This window comes from Streptomyces sparsus, from assembly GCF_054776295.1.
In genome coordinates this window covers 1-2,071 of record NZ_BAAHCA010000868.1, presented here as the reverse complement: position 1 = coordinate 2,071, position 2,071 = coordinate 1, and the positions used below count along the sequence as shown (strand labels likewise).

General features: G+C 73.8%; 2 protein-coding genes. Both read right to left on the bottom strand.

Annotated features, from left to right (window positions below; genetic code table 11):
• Positions 1–82: 82 nt before the first annotated feature.
• Entirely contained in the window at positions 83–760 is a 678-nt protein-coding gene (locus tag ACYVE9_RS24310; RefSeq protein ID WP_461030039.1) for a uracil-DNA glycosylase, read from the bottom strand.
• 19 nt (positions 761–779) lie between these two features.
• Positions 780–1,865, bottom strand: coding sequence for a WD40/YVTN/BNR-like repeat-containing protein (locus tag ACYVE9_RS24305; RefSeq protein WP_461030038.1), 1,086 nt, complete (start codon positions 1,863–1,865; stop codon positions 780–782).
• Positions 1,866–2,071 lie beyond the last annotated feature (206 nt).

The following is a 2,071-nucleotide window of genomic DNA, read 5'->3' as shown; positions in this document are numbered from 1 at the left end:
AGCGCGCCGCCGGTGGGGCGCGCCGTGGCCAGTGCGACGCGCCACCCCGAGCCGCCCGAGTCGACGCCGAGCACCCACTCGTTCACGGCAACCGCCAGTCGACCGGCTCCGCCCCCTGCTGCGCCAGGAGGTCGTTGACCCGGCTGAACGGCCGCGAGCCGAAGAAGCCGCGGTCCGCGGACATGGGGGAGGGGTGCGCGGACTCCACCGTCGGCACACCGCCCAGCAGCGGTCGCAGGTCCCGTGCGTCGCGCCCCCACAGCACGGCCACCAGTGGGGTGCCACGGGCGGCCAGGGCCCGGATCGCCTGCTCGGTGACCTCCTCCCAGCCCTTGCCGCGGTGCGCCGCCGGTTTGCGCGGCGCGGTGGTGAGCGCGCGGTTGAGCAGAAGTACGCCCTGCCGCGTCCACGGGGTGAGGTCGCCGCCCGAGGGCCGCGGCAGGCCGAGGTCGGTGTGCAGTTCGCGGAAGATGTTCTCCAGACTGCCGGGCAGCCTGCGCACCTCCGGAGCGACGGAGAAGGACAGGCCGACCGCGTGCCCCGGTGTCGGGTACGGATCCTGACCGACGATCAGTACCCGCACCTCGTCGAAGGGCTGCTGGAAAGCGCGCAGCACGTGCGGGCCGGCCGGTAGGTAGGTTCGCCCCGCGGCGATCTCCGCGCGGAGGAAGTCCCCCATCGCGGCGACCCGTTCAGCCACCGGTTCGAGGGCCTTCGCCCAGCCGGACTCGACGATCTCGTGCAAAGGTCGTGGTGCCACGGGGCGTCACTCTACTGGCTCACAGCGCCACAGCCCGCACACACAGCACATCCGGCAGGTGCGCGGCCACGAGGCTCCAGGAGTCGCCGTCGTCCGCGCTGGCGTACAGCTCGCCGTTGCGGTTGCCGAAGTAGACGCCGGCCGGGTCGTTTCCGTCGGTGCACATGGCGTCCCGAAGCACCGGTCCGTGGTGCGGGCCCTCGGGCAGGCCGTCGTGCAGCGGTTCCCAGCTCTCGCCCGCGTTCTCGGTGCGGTACACCCGGCAGCGGCGCTCGGCCGGTACCCGGTCGGCGTCCGCGTTCAGCGGGAACAGGTACGCGGTGTCACCGCGGTGCGGGTGGGCGACGACCGGGAAGCCGAAGGTGGACGGCAGCCCGTTCTCGACGGCCTGCCACCGGCCGCCGCCGTCGTCGCTGCGGAACACCCCCCAGTGGTTCTGGAGGTACAGGCGGTCCGGGTTCACCGCGTCGCGGGCGATCTTGTGCACGCACTGGCCGAACTCGGGGGCCGGACCGGGCATGAACACCGCGGACACGCCCTGGTTGGACGGCGCCCAGCTCTCACCCGCGTCCTGCGTGCGGTAGACGCCACCGGTGGACACCGCGATCGTCACCGCCCGGGGGTCGCGGGGATCGACCAGGACGGTGTGCAGGCCGAGGCCGCCGCCGCCCGGCTCCCACTGGGACCGCTGCGGGTGCTCCCAGAGCGGGCGGACCAGCTCGAACGACCGGCCGCCGTCATCCGAGCGGTACAACGCACCCGGCTCGGTGCCGGCGTAGACGACCTCCGGCTCGGTGGCGGGCCCCGGCGCCAGCTGCCACAGGCGCTCCAGGGAGGTGCCGGTGTCCTCGGGGAACTTCACCGCCGGACGGGGCGGTTCCTGCCAGCTGGCTCCCAGATCGTCGGACCGGAAGACGGACGGCCCCCAGTGCGCGCTGTCGCCGCCGACCAGCAGCCGGGGTGTACCCGACCGCGTGTCCACGGCGAGGGCGTAGACCGCCTGGTCGGCGAAGTGCGGGGCCGCGGCCTCCCACGAACCGTCGGGTCCGCGGGTGAACAGGAACAGGCCTTTGCGGGTTCCGACCGCGAGGAGGACAGCAGCCATGTGAGGACACCTTCCGGGATGTCGTTCTCTCCGCCCGGCACGTCGTCGTCCCAGGCTGCCGTCAGTCTGCACCCGGCCTCTGACATTCGCGTCCCGGCGGCTGTCCCCGCAGGTCGCGCGGGTCGGGCAGGCCGTGGCGGGCCTGCCGGGACGCCCCGCGGGGACAGCCCGTCGCGGGCGTCAGGCGGCGCGTCCGTACTGCCTGG